This window comes from Agrobacterium sp. CMT1 (assembly GCF_037203725.1).
GTDB classification, from domain to species: domain Bacteria; phylum Pseudomonadota; class Alphaproteobacteria; order Rhizobiales; family Rhizobiaceae; genus Agrobacterium; species Agrobacterium pusense.
In genome coordinates this window covers 835,351-856,000 of sequence record NZ_JBBCAR010000007.1, presented here as the reverse complement: position 1 = coordinate 856,000, position 20,650 = coordinate 835,351, and the positions used below count along the sequence as shown (strand labels likewise).

The 20,650-nt window shown below is 60.1% G+C and carries 20 protein-coding genes; 4 read left to right on the top strand and 16 right to left on the bottom strand.

What is annotated here, in order from left to right; genetic code table 11:
• Nucleotide 1 precedes the first annotated feature (1 nt).
• Nucleotides 2-886 (bottom strand): carbohydrate ABC transporter permease, encoded by an 885-nt coding sequence (locus WA845_RS12500; protein WP_004444975.1) that lies wholly within the window; start codon nucleotides 884-886, stop codon nucleotides 2-4.
• Nucleotides 887-890: 4 nt separating this feature from the next.
• Nucleotides 891-1,772 (bottom strand): carbohydrate ABC transporter permease, encoded by an 882-nt coding sequence (locus WA845_RS12495; protein WP_004444977.1) that lies wholly within the window; start codon nucleotides 1,770-1,772, stop codon nucleotides 891-893.
• 212 nt (nucleotides 1,773-1,984) lie between these two features.
• Between WA845_RS12495 and WA845_RS12490 the strand changes: the two genes are divergently transcribed.
• Complete coding sequence (locus WA845_RS12490; protein WP_004444978.1) at nucleotides 1,985-2,911, top strand: helix-turn-helix domain-containing protein; 927 nt, start codon at nucleotides 1,985-1,987, stop codon at nucleotides 2,909-2,911.
• A 29-nt stretch (nucleotides 2,912-2,940) separates the two neighbouring features.
• Here the strand turns inward: WA845_RS12490 and WA845_RS12485 are convergent, their stop codons facing one another.
• The 8 genes from WA845_RS12485 to kduI form a co-directional block, all read right to left on the bottom strand.
• Nucleotides 2,941-4,221 (bottom strand): TRAP transporter large permease, encoded by a 1,281-nt coding sequence (locus WA845_RS12485; protein WP_004444979.1) that lies wholly within the window; start codon nucleotides 4,219-4,221, stop codon nucleotides 2,941-2,943.
• Complete coding sequence (locus tag WA845_RS12480; protein ID WP_022562649.1) at nucleotides 4,222-4,743, bottom strand: TRAP transporter small permease; 522 nt, start codon at nucleotides 4,741-4,743, stop codon at nucleotides 4,222-4,224.
• A gap of 70 nt (nucleotides 4,744-4,813) precedes the next feature.
• Nucleotides 4,814-5,791, bottom strand: coding sequence for a TRAP transporter substrate-binding protein (locus WA845_RS12475; protein WP_004444981.1), 978 nt, complete (start codon nucleotides 5,789-5,791; stop codon nucleotides 4,814-4,816).
• Nucleotides 5,792-5,935: 144 nt separating this feature from the next.
• Complete coding sequence (locus tag WA845_RS12470; protein ID WP_081859419.1) at nucleotides 5,936-6,814, bottom strand: D-galactarolactone isomerase; 879 nt, start codon at nucleotides 6,812-6,814, stop codon at nucleotides 5,936-5,938.
• The gene (locus tag WA845_RS12465; RefSeq protein ID WP_004444983.1) at nucleotides 6,811-7,947 is read right to left on the bottom strand and encodes a D-galactarolactone cycloisomerase; all 1,137 of its coding nucleotides are present in this window, start codon (nucleotides 7,945-7,947) and stop codon (nucleotides 6,811-6,813) included. The genes WA845_RS12470 and WA845_RS12465 overlap by 4 nt, the downstream gene beginning before the upstream one ends.
• 24 nt (nucleotides 7,948-7,971) lie before the next feature.
• Nucleotides 7,972-8,883: a 5-dehydro-4-deoxyglucarate dehydratase gene (kdgD, locus tag WA845_RS12460; RefSeq protein WP_004444985.1), complete on the bottom strand. Its 912-nt coding sequence runs from the start codon at nucleotides 8,881-8,883 to the stop codon at nucleotides 7,972-7,974.
• A gap of 112 nt (nucleotides 8,884-8,995) precedes the next feature.
• A complete protein-coding gene (kduD, locus tag WA845_RS12455) occupies nucleotides 8,996-9,739 on the bottom strand; it encodes a 2-dehydro-3-deoxy-D-gluconate 5-dehydrogenase KduD (RefSeq protein WP_112554161.1) in 744 nt (247 codons plus the stop codon).
• Nucleotides 9,736-10,560 carry a 5-dehydro-4-deoxy-D-glucuronate isomerase gene (gene kduI, locus WA845_RS12450; protein ID WP_337322346.1) on the bottom strand — a complete coding sequence of 275 codons (825 nt, stop codon included), beginning with the start codon at nucleotides 10,558-10,560 and terminating at the stop codon, nucleotides 9,736-9,738. Before kduI ends, kduD begins: the two co-directional genes overlap by 4 nt.
• A gap of 137 nt (nucleotides 10,561-10,697) precedes the next feature.
• On the opposite strand from kduI, the gene WA845_RS12445 reads away from it, so the two are divergent.
• The 3 genes from WA845_RS12445 (at nucleotide 10,698) to WA845_RS12435 (ending at nucleotide 12,695) form a co-directional block, all read left to right on the top strand.
• Nucleotides 10,698-11,495 carry an NAD-dependent epimerase/dehydratase family protein gene (locus tag WA845_RS12445; RefSeq protein ID WP_112554157.1) on the top strand — a complete coding sequence of 266 codons (798 nt, stop codon included), beginning with the start codon at nucleotides 10,698-10,700 and terminating at the stop codon, nucleotides 11,493-11,495.
• A gap of 107 nt (nucleotides 11,496-11,602) precedes the next feature.
• Nucleotides 11,603-12,340: a FadR/GntR family transcriptional regulator gene (locus WA845_RS12440; RefSeq protein ID WP_022562656.1), complete on the top strand. Its 738-nt coding sequence runs from the start codon at nucleotides 11,603-11,605 to the stop codon at nucleotides 12,338-12,340.
• Between the two features lie 37 nt (nucleotides 12,341-12,377).
• Complete coding sequence (locus WA845_RS12435; protein WP_006700391.1) at nucleotides 12,378-12,695, top strand: cupin domain-containing protein; 318 nt, start codon at nucleotides 12,378-12,380, stop codon at nucleotides 12,693-12,695.
• An 8-nt stretch (nucleotides 12,696-12,703) separates the two neighbouring features.
• Here the strand turns inward: WA845_RS12435 and WA845_RS12430 are convergent, their stop codons facing one another.
• The 6 genes from WA845_RS12430 to WA845_RS12405 form a co-directional block, all read right to left on the bottom strand.
• A complete protein-coding gene (locus WA845_RS12430) occupies nucleotides 12,704-13,936 on the bottom strand; it encodes a M24 family metallopeptidase (protein WP_064263402.1) in 1,233 nt (410 codons plus the stop codon).
• A 317-nt stretch (nucleotides 13,937-14,253) separates the two neighbouring features.
• On the bottom strand, nucleotides 14,254-16,257 hold the full coding sequence (locus WA845_RS12425; RefSeq protein ID WP_112557384.1) for an aldo/keto reductase: 2,004 nt from the start codon (nucleotides 16,255-16,257) through the stop codon (nucleotides 14,254-14,256).
• Between the two features lie 45 nt (nucleotides 16,258-16,302).
• Complete coding sequence (locus WA845_RS12420; protein WP_064263405.1) at nucleotides 16,303-17,388, bottom strand: ABC transporter ATP-binding protein; 1,086 nt, start codon at nucleotides 17,386-17,388, stop codon at nucleotides 16,303-16,305.
• Nucleotides 17,389-17,399: 11 nt separating this feature from the next.
• Entirely contained in the window at nucleotides 17,400-18,236 is an 837-nt protein-coding gene (locus tag WA845_RS12415) for a carbohydrate ABC transporter permease (RefSeq protein WP_035210329.1), read from the bottom strand.
• On the bottom strand, nucleotides 18,233-19,093 hold the full coding sequence (locus tag WA845_RS12410) for a carbohydrate ABC transporter permease (RefSeq protein ID WP_022562661.1): 861 nt from the start codon (nucleotides 19,091-19,093) through the stop codon (nucleotides 18,233-18,235). The genes WA845_RS12415 and WA845_RS12410 overlap by 4 nt, the downstream gene beginning before the upstream one ends.
• 253 nt (nucleotides 19,094-19,346) lie before the next feature.
• Nucleotides 19,347-20,618, bottom strand: coding sequence for an ABC transporter substrate-binding protein (locus WA845_RS12405; protein WP_337322345.1), 1,272 nt, complete (start codon nucleotides 20,616-20,618; stop codon nucleotides 19,347-19,349).
• Nucleotides 20,619-20,650 lie beyond the last annotated feature (32 nt).

Genomic DNA, 20,650 nt, shown 5'->3' with positions numbered 1-20,650 from the left:
TTCAGCCCTTGACCCCGCCAGACGAGATCCCTTCAATGAAATACCGTTGCGCCGCGAAGAACACGATCAGCGCGGGCGCGATCGTCAGCACCGACATCGCCAGGATGCGGTTCCATTCAAAGGCTTCGGTGGTGTCGATGGAGAGTTTGAGCGCCAGGCTCACCGGATATTTGTCGACCGAGGACAGGTAGATCAGCGGCCCGAGAAAGTCGTTCATCGTCCACATGAACTGGAACAGGCAGACCGAGATCAGCGCCGGCGCCAGCATCGGTACGACGATGTAGACCAGTGTCTGCAGGCTGTTGGCGCCGTCCACCCGGGCGGCCTCTTCCATGTCCGAGGGCAGCGAGCGCAGGAACTGCACCAGCATGAAGACAAAGAAGGCATCACCGGCGAAAGCCGAGGGCACCCAGAGCGGCAGGAAACTGTCCAGCCAGCCGAGATCCCGAAACAGGATATATTGCGGAATGCGGGTGACGACATTGGGCAGCAGCAGAATGGCGATGACCGAGCCGAACAGGATCTTCTTCAGCGGAAAATCGAAGCGGGCAAAGGCATAGGCCGCCATGGTGCAGGAAATCGCCGTGCCGATGACCTTCGGCAGGATGATCAGGAACGAATTCCAGAAGAACCGGCCGAAGGTGTAGGGCGTCGAGGTTTCCCAGCCGCGGATATAGCCATCCAGCGTCGGGTTTTCCGGGATGAAACCGGCACCGGAGAAGATTTCCGAATTGGTCTTGAAGCTTGCGCCCACCAGCCAGATCAGCGGATAGAGCATGACGAGCCCGACCGCGAAGAGAAGCACGTAGCGGACCGAGGTGGAAAGCAGCCTGAGCCGCGCCCGGCGGGCCGCCTGCATGTCGTTTAGGGTTGCGATATCGGTCATGGCATCAGTTCCGCTTGTCGCCGGCGTAATAGACCCACTTCTTCGAGGACCAGAAGGCCACGAGGGTCAGCACGGTGATGATGGTGAAGAGCACCCAGGCGATTGCGGAGGCATAGCCCATGTTGAACTTCTTGAACGCCTCGTCGTAGATGTAAAGAGGCAGGAGATAGGTGGACTTCAGCGGCCCGCCCTGGGTGATGATGTAAGGACCGTTGAACTCCTGGAATGCCTGCACCATCTGCATGATGAGGTTGAAAAAGATCACCGGCGTCAGAAGCGGCAGGGTGATGAAGAAGAAGGTCCTCACCTTGCCGGCACCATCGATGGCGGCCGCTTCGTAAAGCGATTTGTCGATGGATTGCAGGGCCGCAAGGAAGATCACCATGGCCGAACCGAACTGCCAGCAGCGCAGCAGCGTGATGGTGAAAAGCGCATTGCCCGGATCTCCGAACCAGTCCACCGGCGACAGCCCCACGGCGGCAAGCGCCATATTGGCAAGGCCTTCGCTGGCGAAGATATAGCGCCACAGAACCGCAATCGCGATCGAGCCGCCGAGGATGGACGGCACGTAAAAGGCGGTGCGGAAAAAGTTGATGAATTGCAGCTTGTAATTGAGTATTGCCGCGATGAACAGCGCAAAGGCAAGCTTCAGCGGCACCGTCAGAAACACGTAGAATAGGGTGACGTTCAGGGATTTCATGAAGGTGCGGTCGCGGGTGAACAGCCGCTCGTAATTGGCAAGCCCTGCCCAGCTGGGATCGCTCATCAAGTCGTAACGGGTGAAACTGAGGTAGAGCGAGCCAAGGAACGGAATGGCCGTGAAGACCAAAAGCCCGATGATGTAAGGCGTCAGATATCCCAGCCCCAGGAAGCGCTGAGATTTCATGATGCTCCTCCCCGCGTCCCGGCGGAACGCGACTGACAGAATACAATTTCGTACAAGTGATTCTCCCGGAACGGCCAGCGGCAGGCGCAATAATGCGTATTTCCTAGCCGCGACCGATCTCCTCCCTCATTGATACGGCGCGTAAAAGCAATTTATGCGGTGACAAAACCAAATTTCAGCGCCAAGGTGAATTAACAAAGACGAGGAAAAAGATGGACGAAATCGAAGGTGGCATCCTGTCATCCGTTCCGCCTGCGGCGCTCAACCTCAACCTGACGCGCGCGACGATCAAAATGGAGCATTCGCGCACCTGGCAGATCGACAAATCCAATCCGGTGGACGATCTCATCATCTGCCTGGAGGGGCGCGGGCACTATCTCGTTGATGGCGAAGCAAGGGTACTGGAGCCCGGTGACGCCATGCTTATTTTCCGAGGGCAACGCTTTGTCGGGTGGAACGAGCAGGCAGTTACCTATCGCGGCGTGGCGCAGCATTTCACGCTCGATATTTACGGCCGCCACAACCTGATCGCGCAGATGGACCTGAAACCGAAACTGCGGCTGAGCCGCTGGTCGCTTCTGGAGCCGCTGGTGCGCCACTACCGGCAGAGCGCGCCTCCTTCCTCCGTCACTCTGGGCCAACATCATCTCTTCATGGTGCTTCTGATCGCCTTCATCGATGACGCGTTTCTGGGTTGGGTCGACCGCCCGAGTTTTCAGCCGGAGGGTACGGAAGGCCTCGACCTTGCGGTGATGAAGGCGATCACGATGATTTCCGCCAATCCGTTGGACCCCGACATTGCTGGGCGGGCCACCGATGCGGCGCCCTATAATCGCGATTATTTCCTGCGGGAATTCCAGAAGCGGGTGGGACGGACGCCGCGCAAATATCAGGAGTTCAAACGCATGGAACGCGCCATGCATTTTCTCGAGGCCGGACTTTCGGTCTCGGCAGCGGCGGCCGAGGTGGGTTATGGCGACCCCTATTATTTCTCGCGCATGTTCAAGCGGACATTGGGATTAAGCCCGCGTGACCATATGAACCGGATACGCCGCAGCCGGCACGGCAACCTGATGGCATTTGACGAGCATGAGCAGCAAAGGCTGCTTGCCGACGAAACGGAAAAGGCCCCGGCATAACGGGGCCTCCTCGTTTGAAAGCGCTGGAATTACCGGAACAGTGACGGCAACCACAGGGATAGCGACGGAATATAGGTGACAGCAAGCAGCACTGCGATGCTGGCGCCGAAGAACGGCCAGATCGTCCGCATTGCCTCCCGTATCGATATGCCGCCCACCGCGCAGCCGACGAAGAGCACCGTTCCGACCGGCGGCGTATTGAGACCGATGCCGGCGTTCAGGATCATCACCACGCCGAAATGCACGGGGTCGATGCCGAAGGCCTTTACGACAGGCAGAAGCACCGGCGTGGAAATGATGACCATCGGCGCCATGTCCATGAAGGTGCCGAGCAGCAGCAGGATGATGTTGATGACAAGCAGTACGATGATCGGGTTGTCCGAAATCGCGCTGATTGCGGCAATCATCAACGTCTGCACCTGCAGAAAGGCCATCAGCCAGCCGAAGGACGCCGCCGTGCCGATGACCAGCAGCACCATGGCCGTGGTGCGGACAGCACCCATCACCGCTTCCACGAAGCCGTCCCAGTTGAGTTCGCGATAGACCAGCATGGCGACGAGGAAGGCATAGAGCACGGCGATGCAGGAACTCTCCGTGGCGGTGAAGATGCCCGAACGCACGCCGCCGAAGATGATGCCGATCAGCAGGATGCCGGGAAACGAGGCCAGCAGATAATACATCAGCTTCGAGAAACCGGGGAAAGGCTCGGACGGATAGCCCTTGCGCCGGGCGACGATATAGGCCGTCACCATCAGCGCTGCTGCAAGCAACAGGCCCGGAATGATACCGGCGGTGAAGAGATCGGCCACAGAGACATTGCCGCCCGCCGCGATGGAATAGAGGATCATGTTGTGCGAGGGCGGGATCATCAGCGCAATGATGGCGGCGTTGACGGTGACATTGACGGCGTAATCCCTGTCGTAACCGCGTTTTGCCATCTGCGGTATCATCAGCCCGCCCACCGCAGAGGCATCGGCCACGGCCGAGCCGGAAATGCCGCCGAACAGTGTCGAAGCCACGATGTTGACCTGACCAAGACCGCCGCGCAGGTGTCCCACGAGGCCTGCCGCGAAGCGGATGAGGCGGTGGGCGATGCCGCCGCGCACCATCAGGTCACCGGCGAAGATGAAGAACGGTATCGCCATCATCGCGAAGACATTCATGCCGGAATTCATCTGCTGGAACACCACGATGGGCGGCAGGCCGAGATAAAGAACCGTGGCGAAGGACGCGATGCCGAGACAGAACGCGATCGGCGTTCCGATCAGCATCAGCAGGGTGAACACCCCGAAGAGAATGGTGTAAGCCATTTATGCGGCCTCCTGCACGATCACGTCTGCAGCGATTTCCTCGCCGATGGAAAGATCGACGAAACGTTCAGCAGCAAACAGCGCGATAAGGAAACCGCCGCCGATCAGCGGAAAGAAATCCGTCCCGCCCGGCCAGCCGAGAACAGGGATCGTCGCCGTCCATGTCCCCATGGCAAGCGAGGTGCCATACCAGGCCATGCCGGCACCGAAGAAGAAGATCAGCGCAAGGCTTGTCAGGTCCATGCCCTTCTGCACACGCGGCGGCATCATGTAGCGCAGAATATCGAGCCCCAGATGCACGCTCTCGCGCACGCCGACGGCGGCGCCAAGCATGATGAACCACGACATGAGATGCAGCGACAGCGGCTCAGACCAGCTGGGTGAATCGTTGAGAATATACCGCGCAAAGACCTGCCAGCCGACGATAAGCGTCATGGCGATCATGCCGATACCGGCAATATAAAGCGACGCGTGGCTGAGCGCGCCGAGAAAAGGGCGGATGGCCCGCATGAAGTGTCGCATTGTCTGTTCCTCCCGCATCAACGGCGACAAAAGAAAACCGGCCCTGTTTCCAAGGCCGGTTTCCCACGCGTTACTTGACCGCTTTCACCCGTTCCAGAAGGTCCTTCATCTTCGGATCGGTGACGAACTTGTCGTAGACCGGCCCCATCGCGGCAGCGAATTCCTCCTTGTTGACCTTGATGACATTGACCCCGCCAGCCCGGACCTTTTCTTCCGATGCCTTTTCGCGGGCGCTCCACAATTCGCGCATCTTGCCGACCGAATCCTTGGCCGCCTGGCGCAGCAGCTTCTGGTCTTCCGGGGAGAGCTTGTCCCAGGAGATCTTCGAAATGACGAGGATTTCCGGGTTCAGAGAATGTTCGGTCAGAGAATAGTTCTTTGCCACCTCATAATGACGGGCGGATTCGTAGGATGGCCAGTTGTTTTCGGCACCATCGACAACACCGGTTTCCAGTGAGGAATAGACCTCGCCCATCGGCATCGGCGTCGGGTTGGCGCCGAAGGCCTGCATCATCGAAATCCACAGGTCCGACTGCTGGACACGGATTTTGAGCCCCTTCAGATCCGCCAGCTTTTCGATGGGCTTTTTGGTGGTGTAGAAGGATCGGGCGCCGGAATCGTAAAAGGCGAGACCGACCAGACCGTGCGGTTCGAAAGCAGCCAGAACCTCATCACCAATCGGACCGTCGACCGTATTGTGCATGTGCTCCGTCGAGCGGAACAGGAAAGGCAGACCAAGAACGGTGGTTTCCTTGACCAGATTGTTGAAAGGCGCGGCATTGACGCGGTTCATGTCGATGACGCCGAAGCGGGTCTGCTCGATGGTGTCCTTTTCACCGCCAAGAACGGAATTGTTCATGACCTGTATCTTGATACGGCCATTGGTCCGCTCGGCCAGAAGCTCGCCCATATATTTCACGGCTTCGACCGTGGGATAACCGTCCGGATGAATATCGGCCGAACGCAGGGTGATTTCCTGCGCCATGGCGGAAACACCGGACAGCGCGATCCCCATCGCGACGCACATCATGCTTGCAATCTTTTTCATGCTTTCCTCCTCCATTGTTGAAACGGCCCAGCCCCTCCAAGGCTTGTCGGGCCGATTTTTTCACGCCCATCCGGGCCGGCATGCAAAGACCTTTCACTTGAAAAGGATGATGGGGCCTCCCTTCCCCAACCATCCCGGATGAAATTAGGCCGCCTTGACCGGCGACAGCTTGAACAGCTCTTCGGGGTTTTCGACCAGCGCCCGATGACGCGCCGCCTCATCCGGCAGCCAGCCGAGCGTCAGTTCCGCAAGGCGGGCATCATCAGGATAGGCAGCCGTCTCGCGCACGGAATTATGCGGCCAGTTGGTGCCCCAGACGATGCGTTCCGGCGCATGCGCCGCGATCACCCGCGAAAAGGCGGCGACATCCTCGTAGGGCCAGCTTTCGCGGGAGCTTTCATAAACGCCGGCGAATTTGAACCACAGATTGCCGCCGTCGATGAGTTTCAGAAGCGCCGCCATTTCCGGCCCGTCGGTTTTGATGCCCTTGAAGAACTTGCCATGATGATCGAACACCCAGCGCGAGCGGATTTTCTGAAGACGCGGCAGATGGTCGAGAAGACCGTTTCCGTCGAACTGCACCGCCACCATCCAGTCGGCCGCATGCGCCCGCTCGTCCACCGCTTCCAGTTCGGAAAGGTTCACAGCGCCACCCGGCAAATCCATGATACGCGCGCCGACCGCACCCGCGGCGGCAAGCTTCTCCATGTCCTTTTCGCTCGTGGTCGCATCGATGATGACGACCGCGCGCGCCGCCTCGCCCATCTCGGCAACACAGGTCAGCGTATTGTCATTGTCTCGCTGATGGGCATTGCCCTGCGTGATGATGACCCGGTCTATGCCGAGCCATTGCATGAGGCGACGATAATCCTCCGGTCCCGGCAGGGCGCCCGGCGGAAGGCCGGGGCCACCCGGCAAGGCGGGATATCCGGGCAGATACATGTGCATCTGCGTATCGACCGCGCCTTTCGGGAAAGCGGGTCTCGGCGCGGTGCCGCTCAGCTTTCTGACGAGTTCACTCATGGGTCTGGCATCCTGAATTCAACGAGTGCATCCCGGTTGATCTCGATGCCGAGACCGGGACCATCGGGAATGGCGACGATACCGTTCACCGCTTCGAGAGGTTCACTGAGAACCGCCTGACGGAACGGATTATGGGTGCGGTCAAATTCCATGATCGGTTCGATGGGATTGACCCGCACCGGATCAGGCGTCATCGCCGCCATGAATTGCAGCGCGGCGGCGATCTGTACGCCGGTGCCCCAGACATGCGGCACGATGCGCACGCCGTGCAGCGTGGCAAGCGTGGCAATCTTCTGCGTTTCTGAAAAACCGCCGCATCCGCAGAGATCGGGCTGGAGAATATCCACGGCACCGGCGGAAAGCGCCTGCCACATGCCGTGACGCCCGTGCCAGGTCTCGCCGCCCGCAACCGGGATCGGCTGCCCTGCCCGTACACGCTGATAGGCATCGAGCTGTTCGGGAACCACCGGCTCCTCAAACCAGTCGATGCCATAGTCGGCGGCGCGGTTGCCAAGCGTGACGGCTTCGGTGACCGTATAACCGTGATTGGCATCGATCATCAGCCGCATGTCAGGCCCGATCGCCTCTCGAACCGCGGCTATGACCCTGAGGTCCTCCTCGATGCCGAAGCCGATCTTGATCTTGCAGGCGTGGAAGCCGTCAGCGCGGCGCTCCGCCATTTCGGACGCATTGTCTGAAACGCGGTCGACACCATCACGCTTGAAGCTGCCGGTGGCATAGGCGCGTACGCTCTCGCGCCAGCGCCCGCCGAGCAGCATCGAGATGGAAGCACCGTAATGCTTGCCCTTGATGTCCCACAACGCGATATCGATGCCGGACAGGGCCGTAAGACTGAGGCCGCGCTGGCCCTGATCGCGCAGGGCATTATAAAGCACGGCCCAGATTTTTTCGGTCTGGCGAGGGTCCTGGCCGATGAGCCAGCCGGAATAGGCCTGGACCACGGCGGCGTTCGGCCGCGCCGGGCCGAGGCATTCGCCCCAGCCGACGGTCCCGTCGTCGCATTCGATTTCCACCAGAACATGGGCCCGCCGGTCGAAACGCATGGAGGCGCTTTCGAACGGCGTGTCCAGCCGGTGTTCAAGCAGATGCGTGCGCACTGCCGTGATTTTCATGGCTCCCCTCCCGTTATGCCGTGATCAGGCTTTGCGCTTGTGCGTGCCGATCAGGGCTTCGAGCATGCCGATTTCCTCATTCGTCAGGTCCTTCAGCGGCGCACGCACCGGACCGGCATCGAAGCCCTGCAGGCGGACGCCGGCCTTGATGGCGGAGACGGCATAACCCTTGGCGCGGTTGCGGATCGCCATGAATGGATAGAAGAAATCGACAAGAATGCGCTCGCAGGTGGCACGCTCGCCGGCGCGCAGCGCTGCGTAGAACTCGTTGGCAAGGCCGGGCACGAAGTTGAATACGGCCGAGGAATAGGTGGTGAAACCGGCGCCGAGATAGGCTTCGGCAAACAGTTCCGCGGTTGGCATTCCGCCGAGATACATCAGGCGGTCCCCCATCTTGGCGGTGATCTGGCGAACGAGGCCGATATCGCCGGTGCCGTCCTTGAAGCCGACAAGGTTCGGGCACTCGTCGCACAGCCGCGCCAGCGTATCGGCCTGAAGAACCGAGTTGTCACGGTTATAGACCATGACACCGATGCCGACCGACTGACACACCTTCTTGATATGGGCGTAAAGCCCTTCCTGCGGCGCATCGATGAGGTAATGCGGCAGAAGCAGGATGCCATCGGCGCCGACCTTTTCGACGGAGCGGGCGATATCGACCGCAATTTCAGTGCCGTAACCGCAGCCGGAAACGATGGCGGTTTCGCCGGCGACTTCCTTGGCGGCGGAAACGATGGTCGGAATCTCATCCGGCTTCAACGAAAAGAACTCGCCGGTGCCGCCTGCGGCAAACAGCACCGGCGCCTTGTAACCGGCAAGCCATTCGACATGGGCCCTGTAGCTGTCGGCAGCGAAACGGCCCTCGGAATCGAAATGGGTGACCGGGAAAGACAGAAGGCCGGAGCCGAGAGCCGTTTTGATTTGTTCAGGGTTCATGATCGGTATTCCTTTGAAGTTCAATGACTGAAAGTCACCTAAACCACTTGCCGTATATTTGTCAACAATTCATCATACAAGTTATATGATGAATTTTACAGGCGGGCGCTGCTCAGCGCGCCAGCCAGCCGCCATCGACATTGAGAATGGCGCCATGCACATAATCCGCCGCCGGCGAAGCAAGGAAAACCGCCGCCCCGGCTATATCGTCTGAATGACCCCAGCGGCCAGCCGGAATGCGCTCGAGAATGGCCATGTTGCGGGCCGCATCCGCGCGCAGCGCCTCTGTATTGTTTGTTTCGATGTAACCCGGCGCAATCGCATTCACATTGATGCCCTTCGCCGCCCACTCATTTGCCAGAAGCTTGGTGAGACCGGCGACGCCATGCTTTGCAGCCGTATAGGACGGCACACGAATACCCCCCTGGAACGACAGGAGCGAGGCGATATTGACGACCTTGCCGGGGCGGCCGTTCGCCAGCAGCTCCTTTGCAAAGGCCTGCGTGGTGAAAAACAGCGCCTTGAGGTTGACGTCCATCACCTCGTCCCAGTCCAGCTCGGAAAATTCAACGGAATCGGCACGGCGGATGATGCCGGCATTGTTGACGAGAATGTCGAAACCGGCACCGGCAAAACTGTCTTTTGCCGCCAGCGGATCGGCAAAGTCGATAGACAATGCGCTGGCCTTGCCGCCGTCCCTCGCGATGATGGCAAGCGTTTCATCCGGCGCACGACGGGCGGCGCAGACGACGTCCGCACCGGCAGCGGCGAGACCCACCGCAATCGCCTGGCCGAGCCCCGTATTCGCGCCGGTGACGAGCGCCTTGCGCCCCTGAAGCGAAAAGGGGTTCCTCATTTCAGGTCTCCCGGCTGAATGAAGTCCATGTCGGTATAGTCGACATTGTCGCCAGCCATGGCCCAGATGAAGGTGTAGGAGCCGATGCCCGCACCGGAATGAATGGACCAGGGCGGGGAAATCGCGCCTTCTTCATTTGAAATGAACAGGTGGCGGGTCTCCTGCGGCTCGCCCATCAGGTGCAGCACGCGCGACTTTTCATCCATGCCGAAATAGAGATAGGCCTCCATGCGGCGATCATGAATATGCGAGGGAATGGTGTTCCAGACCGAGCCGTCCTCCAGTGTCGTATATCCCAGCACCAGCTGGCAGCTTTCCATGACCAGCGGATGGATGAACTGGTTGATGGTGCGCTTGTTGGAGGTTTCGGTTGCGCCAAGCTTGACTTCCTTGCTGTTCGCCAGCGTCACCAGCTTCACCGGCAGGCTGCGATGCGCCGGGCACGAGGTGATGTAGAATCGCCCGGCGCCGTCGAAGGTCACCGCGCCGCTGCCGGCACCGAGATAAAGCACGTCACCGCGGTTCAGCGTGTAGGTTTCGCCGCCGGCGCTGACCGTGCCCGCCTCACCGATGTTGACGATGCCCATTTCACGCCGATCGAGGAGGGAAGGTGTCCTGGTTTCCTCCACCTTGTCGAGCGTCAGCGGCTTTCCGTCAGGCACGGCGCCGCCCATCACGAAGCGGTCGTAATGGGTGTAGATCAGCCTGATTTCACCGGAACGGAACATGTCGCTGGCGAGGAAATGCCGGCGGAGACCTTCGGTATCCAGCGTTTTTGCATATTCCGGGTTCACGGCCTGCCTTGTTTCGACGGTCAGCATCAAACTCATCCTTCATGATTGTTGCGTACGGCACATAATATATGTTATCCGCTTTTTGTACGATCTGTATGACAAGGTCAAGAGGCGCTGCCATATCTGAATGCGTCGGTGACGTATAATGCTGATGGAGAATTGCGATGAAACGGCTTCTTGTTACCGGTGCGGCAGGCCAGCTCGGCCGCGTCATGCGCGAACGCCTCGCACCGGTGGCCGAGATATTGCGCCTCGCCGATCTCGCTCCGCTAGACCCGGCAGGCCCGAACGAGGAATGCGTGCAGTGCGACCTGGCGGACGCAAATGCCGTTGATGCCATGGTCGCCGGTTGCGACGGGATTATCCACCTTGGCGGCATATCGGTGGAAAAGCCGTTCGAACAAATCGTTCAAGGCAACATCATCGGGCTTTATAATCTCTATGAAGCCGCCCGCGCCCATGGACAGCCGCGGATCGTTTTTGCCAGTTCCAACCACACGATCGGTTATTATCCCCAGACGGAGCGTCTTGGCCCCGACGCCCCCTTCCGACCGGACGGGCTTTACGGCGTCTCCAAGTGTTTTGGCGAAAACCTGGCCCGCATGTATTTCGAGAAGTTCGGGCAGGAGACGGCGCTTGTGCGCATCGGTTCCTGCACCCCGGAACCCACCAATTATCGCATGTTGTCCACCTGGTTCTCGCACGACGATTTCGTATCGCTGGTCGAAGCGGTATTTCGCGCACCGATCCTCGGCTGCCCTGTTGTATGGGGTGCGTCTGCCAATGACGCCGGCTGGTGGGACAATTCGCATCTCGGTTTTCTCGGATGGAAACCGAAAGACAATGCGGAGGCCTTCCGGCGGCACATTGCCGAGACAACGCCGAAACCCGACCCCGGCGATGCCATGGTGCGGTTTCAGGGCGGTGTTTTCGTCGACAACCCGATCTTCAAGGCGACGTGAAATGCGGCAGGGAACGTTCCCGGCAGGCGGTGGGATTGCAAGCCGGGCCGCGAATAACGTATCGAGGAACGGTAGACGCAACCGATATTTTTAGAACGGCGACGAAGATGACAAGAACGACGACCTCCGAACCGGCAGCGCCACAGGCCAAAACGCTTGTGGTGAAGGTTTCGGAGGAACTCCGCGGCCAGATCGCCAAGGGCCGTTACAAGACTGGCGACCGCCTGCCATCGGAAGCGCAGATGACACAGGAATTCGGCGTGAGCCGAACCGTTGTGCGCGAGGCGATTGCTTCCCTGCGCTCAGACGGTCTCGTCGAACCGCGTCAGGGCGCCGGTGTCTTCGTACTGGAGCCCGCCCCGGTCGAACGGCGGCCTTTCCATAATGTCGATCTGGCCCGCGTCTCCTCGCTGATAGAAATGTTGGAACTGCGCACCGCGGTGGAAGGCGATGCCGCGGGCCTTGCTGCGATCCGCCGTTCGCCGGCGCAGGAAGAAAAGATCATCGAGGCCTTCGACGCCTTCCGCGCCAGCGCCGCCAAGGGCAGCCCGACGGCCGAGGCCGATTTCGCCTTCCATCTGGCCGTTGCCGAAGCGACCAACAATCCCCGCTTCAGCGAGTTTCTGCAGGTGCTTGGCCCGACCGTCATTCCCCGCCGCGCCGTGGCCGAAAACGGCTCCGAGACCGTGCTTTCGCCCGCTGATCTCAGCCGTCTGGTGGGAGAGCACGAGGCGATACTGATCGCGATACAGGACGGCGACGAGGAGGCGGCGCGAAGCGCCATGCGCAACCACCTGAAAAGCAGCCAGATGCGATACCGCGCGATGTTGCGCGCACCGCGCTGAGATTGCCGCCTGAACCGCATTGACTGAGGAGAAAGATATGCAGCAGCTTCCGACCTTCCCCACTGTTTCGCCCGACGATGGCGTAGAACGCACCGTGCTTTCCGAAGCGCCAGAACTGATGGTGGTATCGTTCCGTTTCAAGACCGGCGCGGAAGGCAAGCTGCACAGCCATCCGCATGTACAATCGACCTATGTCGCCAGCGGCAGCTTCCGCTTTTACCGTGATGGCGAGGCCTACGACCTCAAGAAGGGCGATAGCCTCGTCATTCCCGGCCATATCGAGCATGGCTGCCTGTGTCTGGAAGAGGGCGAACTGATCGACTGCTTCACGCCGCGCCGCGACGATTTCCTCTGATCCGGCGATCAGTCCGCAGATAAATCCCGCAGGGTGCGTGGCAGGCTGTTCATGCACTCTGCGCCAGATGCGGTGACGAGGAACTGGTCCTCGATCATCAACGCACCCACGCCTTCCCCATAAAACGGCGCTTCGAGCGCAACGACCATGCCGGGAAGGATGACTTCCGGATTGTCGTGGGAAAAGAACGGCCATTCCTCGATACCCACGCTGCCACCAACGGAGTGGCCGAAGTGGCCGCGATAATATTCACCGAAGCCGTCCTTGCGCATCGAGGCCAGCATGGCGGCGTGCACTGCACCGAATGTATTGCCCGGGCGGAGCGCGTCCAGCCCGCGGGCGAAGGCCGCTTCCAGAGCCTTGAAGATATCGCCCGCCAAAGGCGAAACCGGCCCCCATGAAAAAGTCCGCGCGCCATCCGAAGAATAACCGTCCACCAGCGTGCCCACATCGGCCTTGATCAGCGCACCCGGCGCGACCGCTGCCGTCATATCCGACAAAGCCGGGCCGACCGAAATGTAGTCCCAATGCCCGCTCAACGAAAAACCGGATTTTGCGGCATATGCCTGCGCGCCGGATTTCCAGGCGGCAGAGAGTTGACCAAGGGCCGCCCCCGGTCGGACGGCGGCTGCCATCTCGACCAACCCCGCCTCGGCAGCGGCTGACGCCTGCCTGAGAAGTTTGATCTCGCGTTGGGATTTCACCGCCCTCAGACGTTTCAACACCGTCGAACCATCAACCCAGTTCACCTCGGGCAGCGCCTGACGCAGGGCGAAAAAATCGGCGGCGGGCATGAATTCAAGGTCGGCACCGATGCGCGCCGCGGACAGTCCGCGCTCCCGCAGCAGATCGGAGAGCAGGCCGAAGCAGGCGGTACGATCGAATGTCTCCGGCCGCGGCCCACCTGAATTGTTGCGGCGATAGGCATCATCCACCTGCGCGATGGTGTCCACACCCGAAAGATCGACCAAATCGATCCAGATGCGATGGCAGCGCAGATCGATATCAGGTGCCGCCCTCCTGATGATCGGCGCGGCATGATCACTGACGACGGCGGCCAGCCCTGCCCCGGCATCGGCAGGCACCAGCGCAATTGCGGAACCCGCTTTGCCCCACATGGTCGCAACACCGGCAGGCGCACCAACCGCATAACGAAAGGCCTCGGGCTGGAACAGTACCAGCGCATCAATCTCCGCCTCCCGCATCAGCTGCTGGGCGCGGCCTCGGTCGATATCGCTCATGGGAACTCCGGTGATTGTTTGGCGGCAGGTTTTGAACCTACGCTTTAGCAGTCACCGGGATAGGAAAGAAGGTGGAAGATGATGTCTCAACCCTGAGATTCATCAGTGTGAGCGAGCGGATGCCCCTTGTTTCTTCTCCCCGCCGGGGAGACGTCCGCGGCAGCGGGATGAGGGGGCGAGGGTCGAGATATCAGGAGAGCTTGCCCCCTCATCCGACCCTTCGGGCCACCTTCTCCCCGGCGGGGAGAAGAAATATGCCGCAACAGCTTGCCCTATCTGAAAGAGGCGGCAGATAAATCCGCAGCCTCAATCCACTCTTACGCCTCCAGCCACTTCACCTGCTCGTCCGTCAGCGCAATATCCAGCGCCGAAAGACTATCCTCCAGCTCCGCAATCGTGCGCGGCCCGATCAGCGGGATGACCGGGAAAGGCTGGGCGATGACATAAGCGAGAGCGATATGGATTGGGTAGCGCCCGAGTTTCTGCGCAAGCTCGATCGCCCGATCGCGACGGACGAAATTGCGGTCGGAATACCAAACGCGGACGATTTCCTCATCGTCATGCTTGTCCCGCCCTGCCCGCTCGGTGAAGAAACCGCGCCCCTGGCTGGACCAGGCGAAATTTGGGATTTGTCGAGATTTCAGCCATTCTTTCCATTCGTCATCCGATGCCGCCACGCAGCCTGCCCAGATGGGATCGAGCATTTCGGCAAGCGAGAAATTGTTGGAAAGTGCGCCGGGGGCCTGTTTGCCGTTCTTCTGCGCGTAAGCCGCGGCCTCATCCATCCGTTCGCGCGTCCAGTTCGAGCCACCGAAAATGCCGCGAATGCGCCCGCGCCGAACCTCGGCATCCATGGCATCAACGAACTCGCCCACCGGGACGTCGAGATTATCGCGATGCATGAAATAAACATCGACATAATCCGTCTTCAGACGCTCCAGCGACTGATCTAGCTGTTTGGCGATCATATCGGGATAGCAGAGCGGCGAATGCGCACCCTTGCCGATCAGCACGATCTCTTCGCGCGGCACGTTGCGGCTGGTGTGCCAGTCGCCGAAAATCGCCTCCGTTTTGCCGCCGCCATAGACATAGGCCGTATCGAAAAGATTGCCGCCGGCCTCGTAAAACGCATCGAGCGTCAGGGATGCGGGGGCGAAATTGGGGAAGAATTCGAAGCCGAGCGCGACTACCGAAGCGGGCTTGGCAAGGCCCGGTATCTGCCGCTTCGGGACCGTATTTCCGGATACAACCTTACCACCGGCTATATTGGCGATACGCGACGTCGCCTTTTCGACGCTGTATTCCAGCCCGACGGAAGCCCGCCACTGGTCCATGACGCGCAGGTTGCCGAGGCTGTCCGCCCAGGCCATGCCGGGTGCATCGAATTCCTTTTTACCCTGGCGAATTGCTTCGCCCGCCGCATCGACCTCGAAGGAATAAAGCCAGCGATCCTCCGACAGCTCGATGGTTTCCACCTTGTCGCCCCTGATGATATCGATCCGCCCGGTGCCGCCCTTGTGACCGGCGGCAAACCAGAAATCCCTGACCTCGATCCGGCCGTCCGAACCGATGATGCGCAGCACGTTGTCCTGCGCCGCCATGATCGAGCACGAGACTTCGGCGACGATGCCGTTTGGGAATTTCAGCACGGCCGAGGCCCATTCATCAACGCCCGACTGGCCGAGATGGGCAGCACCCGCCACTTTTTCGGGCTCCGCAAAAGGCTTTCCATCCACAGCGCCTGCGATCATCCGCACCATGGAAACCGGATAACCGCCGACATCGAGAATGCCGCCGCCGGCGGATTCATTGGCGAACAGCCGGTGATCGGCCCGGAACGAGCCCATGTTGAAGCCGAAGCTGGAGCGGATGATGCGGATATCGCCCACCGCGCGGGCTTTCACCAGTTCCAGCAGTTTCGCCGTCTGCGGATGCAGGCGATACATATAGGCTTCACCGGCAAAAACGCCGGCCTTTTTCGCCTCATGGAAAATGGCGTCGGCGTCATAAGCGGAAATCGCGATCGGCTTTTCCACCAGCACGTTTTTGCCCGCCCGGATTGCCTTGATTGCCCACTCGGCATGGCCCGTATGGGGCGTGGCGATATAGACCGCGTCGATATCGGGATCGGCAAGCAGCGCATCGTAACCCTTCACAATGCGCGCGCCGGGAAAAGCTTCGGCAAGGCCGGGCTTGTCCGGATTGCGCGTGGCGATGGCCTCCAGCCTGCCGGTGCGGGAATGGGCGATACCGTCAGCAAAGGTTCTGGCGATGGTGCCCGGGCCGATGATGCCCCAGCGGATCGGTTGTTCGGTGGTCATGAAATCCTCGTCTTTCGTATCGGTCTTGGGTGCTCGGGAAAGGGTTCAGCGCAGGCGTTCGCCCTTGCTGTCGAAAAGGAAAGCCCGGCGGGCGGAAAGGCCGACCGTCAGCCGGTCGCGATTGCCGACATCACGCGATTCCGGCCGCTCGATGATGAGCTGCTCGCCGCCTTCGGTTCTGGCATAGACATAGCTGGTATTGCCGAGATGCTCGGCGACATCGACATGCACGGAGAGATCGGCATCGCCCCCGCCCGCATCGGCAAAATGCTCCGGCCGGATGCCGAGCGAGACCCTGGCGCCCTCGTTGACGCGCTCTTTGATCGGCAAAGTCAGCCGCACCGCAGGATCGCTGTCGAGGGCGAGCGTGACGCTGTCGGCGCCGCCGCCGATGACAGTGGCGTCGAGAAAGTTCATCTTCGGCGAGCCGACAAAGCCGGCGACAAAGCGGTTGGCGGGATCATCGTAAAGATCGAGCGGCGCACCCACCTGTTCGATATTGCCCGCCCGCAGGACCACGATCTTGTCGGCCAGCGTCATCGCCTCGGTCTGGTCATGCGTCACATAGATCATCGTGGTGCCGAGTTGCTTGTGCAGGCGCGAAATTTCGACGCGCATCTGCACCCGCAGTTCCGCATCGAGGTTGGACAGAGGCTCGTCGAACAGGAAGACCTGCGGCTCGCGCACAATGGCCCGGCCGATGGCCACACGCTGCCGCTGGCCGCCGGAAAGCTGTTTCGGCCGGCGATCCATCAGTTCATTGATCTGCAGGATTTCGGCGGCGCGGTTGACCCGCTTTTCCGTATCGGCCTTTGGGTTGCCGTTCATCCTGAGGCCGAAGGAGAGGTTTTCGGCTACCGTCATGTGCGGATAAAGTGCATAGGACTGGAACACCATGGCAATGCCACGATCGGCCGGATCAGCATCACTGACCGTCTTGCCGCCAATCACGATATCGCCGCCGGAAATATCCTCCAGCCCCGCGATCATTCTGAGAAGCGTGGATTTTCCGCAGCCGGACGGGCCGACAAAAACGACGAATTCCCCGTCTTTCACCTCGAGATTGGCGCCATGGATCACCTCCAGCGCACCGTATCGCTTGACCACGTTTTTGAGCGAAAGTTCCGCCATGCGGCCTCCCCTTACTTGACTGCCCCGGCTGAAATGCCGGCGATGAAGTGACGCTGCAGGACCACGAAAACCACGAGAATGGGTGCGGTCAGCAGCACCGCGCCGGCCATGATGCCGCCCCATGACACCTTGGTGAGCCCGATAAGGGTGCCAAGCGCCACGGGTGCGGTCATCATTCCTGGGCGGGAATTGATGAGAAGCGGCCAGAGGTAATTGTTCCACGAGGCCAGGAAGAGAATGATGGAGAGCGCCGCCATGGTGGGTCGCGCCAAGGGCAAAGCAATGCGCAGAAAAATCTGCCATTCCTTGACGCCTTCCACCCGCGCGGCATCGAAAAGCTCCGTCGGCATCATCGAGAAGGATTGCCGCATGAACAGCACGCCGAGCGAGTTGAAGAGCGGCGGCACGATCAGCGCTACCCAGGTATTGGCGAGCTTGAATTCCCGCGCCACCATGATGAATTGCGGAATGACGACGACTGCAAACGGCAGGGTGATGGTGCCGAGAATGATGGCGATCACCACGCCGCGTCCCGCAAAACGGTAACGCGCCAGCGCCCAGCCCGCCATCGACGTCAGGAAGACCGAAAGGACGGTGTAAATGCAGGCGACGGTGATCGAGATGAACATGGCCCTGAGGAAATTCGTATCCGCCTGCAGGTTGTTGAAATTCTCGATGAAGTTGGTGGACGGCACCAGAACGATATCGGGGCTGAAGATGCCGTAATCCGGCATGGTCGAGAACACGAACATCATCCACAGCGGAAACAGCCAGATGACGGCAAGTGGCGTCAGCACCGCGTGCAGCGCGATCTTTTGCCAGAAAAGCGATCTCGATTTCGATCTCATTTCGGCTCCCTCCCGACCCAGAGATTAAGCAGCGAAATGGCGATGGCGAGCGCCGCCATGGTGTAGGCGATGGCCGAGGCGTACCCGAAATTGAGCGAGGTGAAGCCCTGCCGATAAAGGAAAAGTCCCAGCGTTTCCGTGCCGCCGCCCGGCCCGCCCCTGTTGGTGATGAGGAAGGGTTCGGCAAAGAGCTGCATGGTGCCGATGACCGACAGGACAACGCAGAACAGGATGATGGGCTTGAGGAGCGGCAGCGTGATATGAAAAAACTGCTGGCGCTTGCTCACCTTGTCCAGCGTCGCCGCCTCATAGACATCGCCGGGGATCGATTGCAGACCGGCGAGAATGATGATGGCGTTATACCCCGCCCAGCGCCAGGTCACCGCGATGATGACCAGCGCCATGGCCGCATTGGCATTGTCGAACCACGAGATGGGCGCAAGGCCGACTGACGTGATGAGCTTGTTGATGATGCCAAAATCGGCGCTGAACATCAGCCGGAACACCGCCGCATAGGCCACCTCGCCGACAACGACAGGCGCGAAGAAGGCAAAACGATAGAGCGGCCGCGCTTTCAGCAGCGGCGAATTCAGGAGCACCGCCATGACGGTGGCGAGCGCGATCATGACCGGCACCTGAATGACCAGAATGATCAGCGTATTGTAGAGCGCGTTATAAAATGCCGGATCGGAGACGAGCCGCCCCCAGTTCATGGAAGGTGCAAACCGCCACGGGTTAATGCGGGTATTCTGGAACGACAGCATGAACGAGCTGATGATCGGCCAGACCCAGAAGGTGGCGAAAATCAGGAGATAGGGCGCAAGGAACGCATAAGCGATCCTGTTCCTAGACGGCATGACGACCTCCAGATGCCGGACATGGACCGGATAAATGGAAAAGCTTGGAGGCCTGCCCGATTTCGAGGGCGAGACCATTGCAGGGCGGTGCGGCCTATTTCTTCTCCCCAAGGGGGAGAAGGTGGCCCGAAGGGTCGGATGAGGGGGTTAGCTCGCGATCTATCACCAACGTTGCCCCCTCATCCCGCTGCCGCGGACTTCTCCCCATCGGGGAGAAGAAGCCCGTGGCACCCGCTAGGTCCTGGCCGCCGGCTTACTGCGCGACAGGCAGCCCCGTGGCCGTTTCGATCTGCTTTGCCGCATCATCGAGCGCAGCCTTCGCATCGGGATAGCCACCTGCGAAATATTTCGTCTGCGTCGCCTTGTAGATCGCATCCGCATCGGACTGGAATGCCGTGCCGCGGCTTGGAACGATCTTCGGCAGCGTGGCGAGAATATCGGTCCAGACCGCCTGCCCGCCCCAATAGGGGTGCTTCTCCTTCACGAAGGGATCGTCGATGGCTGACAGCAGCGAGGGAACGAGGCCGAAGGATTTCAGCATCGTCACCTGGCCCTCATTCGTGGTCAGCGCGTAATCGATGTATTTCCATGCGGCTTCCTTGTGGTCGGACGTCGAACTGATCGCCAGCGAAGACCCGCCGAGATTGGCCGCATGCGGACCGTCAGGCGTGAGGCTCGGCATCAGATAGACGCCCCATTTGCCCGCGAGATCGGGCGAGCCGGAGCGGATCGTGCCCTCGTACCAGGCGCCATACATCTGGCTTGCCGCCTTGCCGGCGGTATTGGCCTGGATCTTTTCATCCCAGATCGCCGCCGTGATGATGCCGGCGTCCTTCATTTCCTTGACCTTTTCAAGGGTCGCGACACAGGCGGGCTGGTTGATGGTAATGTTCTGGCCATCGGTCGAAAAGTAACCGCATCCCTGCTCATTGGCGATCATGCGGAACCATTCGCTATCGCCGTTGAAGTCGGCCTGCGCCATGACCGTTCCGGGATTGGCAGCCATGACCTTCTTGCCGGCGGCGATGAAATCATCCCAGCTCTTGATGGTGGCCGGATCGACGCCCGCCTTTTCATAGAAGTCGCGGCGATAGAAAACCGCTACCGGGCCGGAGTCCCACGGAACCGCATAGGCGACACCGTCAACCTCCAGTTCCGTGCGCTTGAAATCAGGAAAAAGCGCCTGTTTCTCAGGCGTATAGCCAAGCTCGGTCAGATTGGCGAAACAGTCTGGGAAACGGCTCCAGAACAGTTCCGCTTCGAAATTTTCAATGGTGACGATATCAGGAAGACCATCGCCCCCGGCGGCGCACGCAGCCAGCGTCTTGTCAAAAACCTGATTGTTTCCAAGGTCTTCAACGACGATCTTGATATCCGGATTCTGCTTGTTGAAGCCCTCTACCGTGGATTTCAGCGCGGAAGCCGCGACATTCCAGCTCCAGATGGTGACGGTTTCGGTTTGCGCGAAAGCCGGGGCTGTAAGAAGCAGCACAGCTGTAGACGCGCCAAGAAATTTCAAGCACATTGAAAACCTCCCTTTTTCAATTGCCGTTCTTC

Excerpts from the sequence above, each read along its gene's own strand:
- WA845_RS12500 (WP_004444975.1), bottom strand. The coding sequence starts at position 886 with ATGACCGATATCGCAACCCTAAACGACATGCAGGCGGCCCGCCGGGCG.
- WA845_RS12495 (WP_004444977.1), bottom strand. The coding sequence starts at position 1,772 with ATGAAATCTCAGCGCTTCCTGGGGCTGGGATATCTGACGCCTTACATC.
- WA845_RS12490 (WP_004444978.1), top strand. The coding sequence starts at position 1,985 with ATGGACGAAATCGAAGGTGGCATCCTGTCATCCGTTCCGCCTGCGGCG.
- WA845_RS12485 (WP_004444979.1), bottom strand. The coding sequence starts at position 4,221 with ATGGCTTACACCATTCTCTTCGGGGTGTTCACCCTGCTGATGCTGATC.
- WA845_RS12480 (WP_022562649.1), bottom strand. The coding sequence starts at position 4,743 with ATGCGACACTTCATGCGGGCCATCCGCCCTTTTCTCGGCGCGCTCAGC.
- WA845_RS12475 (WP_004444981.1), bottom strand. The coding sequence starts at position 5,791 with ATGAAAAAGATTGCAAGCATGATGTGCGTCGCGATGGGGATCGCGCTG.
- WA845_RS12470 (WP_081859419.1), bottom strand. The coding sequence starts at position 6,814 with ATGAGTGAACTCGTCAGAAAGCTGAGCGGCACCGCGCCGAGACCCGCT.
- WA845_RS12465 (WP_004444983.1), bottom strand. The coding sequence starts at position 7,947 with ATGAAAATCACGGCAGTGCGCACGCATCTGCTTGAACACCGGCTGGAC.
- kdgD (WP_004444985.1), bottom strand. The coding sequence starts at position 8,883 with ATGAACCCTGAACAAATCAAAACGGCTCTCGGCTCCGGCCTTCTGTCT.
- kduD (WP_112554161.1), bottom strand. The coding sequence starts at position 9,739 with ATGAGGAACCCCTTTTCGCTTCAGGGGCGCAAGGCGCTCGTCACCGGC.
- kduI (WP_337322346.1), bottom strand. The coding sequence starts at position 10,560 with ATGCTGACCGTCGAAACAAGGCAGGCCGTGAACCCGGAATATGCAAAA.
- WA845_RS12445 (WP_112554157.1), top strand. The coding sequence starts at position 10,698 with ATGAAACGGCTTCTTGTTACCGGTGCGGCAGGCCAGCTCGGCCGCGTC.
- WA845_RS12440 (WP_022562656.1), top strand. The coding sequence starts at position 11,603 with ATGACAAGAACGACGACCTCCGAACCGGCAGCGCCACAGGCCAAAACG.
- WA845_RS12435 (WP_006700391.1), top strand. The coding sequence starts at position 12,378 with ATGCAGCAGCTTCCGACCTTCCCCACTGTTTCGCCCGACGATGGCGTA.
- WA845_RS12430 (WP_064263402.1), bottom strand. The coding sequence starts at position 13,936 with ATGAGCGATATCGACCGAGGCCGCGCCCAGCAGCTGATGCGGGAGGCG.
- WA845_RS12425 (WP_112557384.1), bottom strand. The coding sequence starts at position 16,257 with ATGACCACCGAACAACCGATCCGCTGGGGCATCATCGGCCCGGGCACC.
- WA845_RS12420 (WP_064263405.1), bottom strand. The coding sequence starts at position 17,388 with ATGGCGGAACTTTCGCTCAAAAACGTGGTCAAGCGATACGGTGCGCTG.
- WA845_RS12415 (WP_035210329.1), bottom strand. The coding sequence starts at position 18,236 with ATGAGATCGAAATCGAGATCGCTTTTCTGGCAAAAGATCGCGCTGCAC.
- WA845_RS12410 (WP_022562661.1), bottom strand. The coding sequence starts at position 19,093 with ATGCCGTCTAGGAACAGGATCGCTTATGCGTTCCTTGCGCCCTATCTC.
- WA845_RS12405 (WP_337322345.1), bottom strand. The coding sequence starts at position 20,618 with ATGTGCTTGAAATTTCTTGGCGCGTCTACAGCTGTGCTGCTTCTTACA.